Here is a 230-nt window from a genome sequence, read left to right on the forward strand (position 1 = left end):
TTTTTCGGCATGTTGAAACACCGCTGTATGCTGATCGAACAAGCTTGCATCGCCTACCAAAATGGTAACTCCCGCTGTCTTTAACAAAAATTGGACACCTCCAGCTTGTTTTTCCACAACAGCTTTTTTGAACGCTTGAGCTTCATTGAAAGGGCCGCCATCTTGAAAACCACCCCATTGTGTGCGGAGTTTGAATCGCTCTGCTTCTGCTATTAGCGCTTTAGAAGGGA

Annotated in this window: 1 pseudogene; it reads right to left on the bottom strand. The window is 45.7% G+C overall.

The window, feature by feature from the left end:
- Positions 1-230: pseudogene (locus KVT11_RS20820) on the bottom strand (dihydrolipoyl dehydrogenase); the annotation flags it as partial.

The sequence above is a fragment of the Bacillus sp. GbtcB10 genome, from assembly GCF_019091365.1.
Lineage (GTDB): Bacteria > Bacillota > Bacilli > Bacillales > Bacillaceae > Bacillus > Bacillus altitudinis.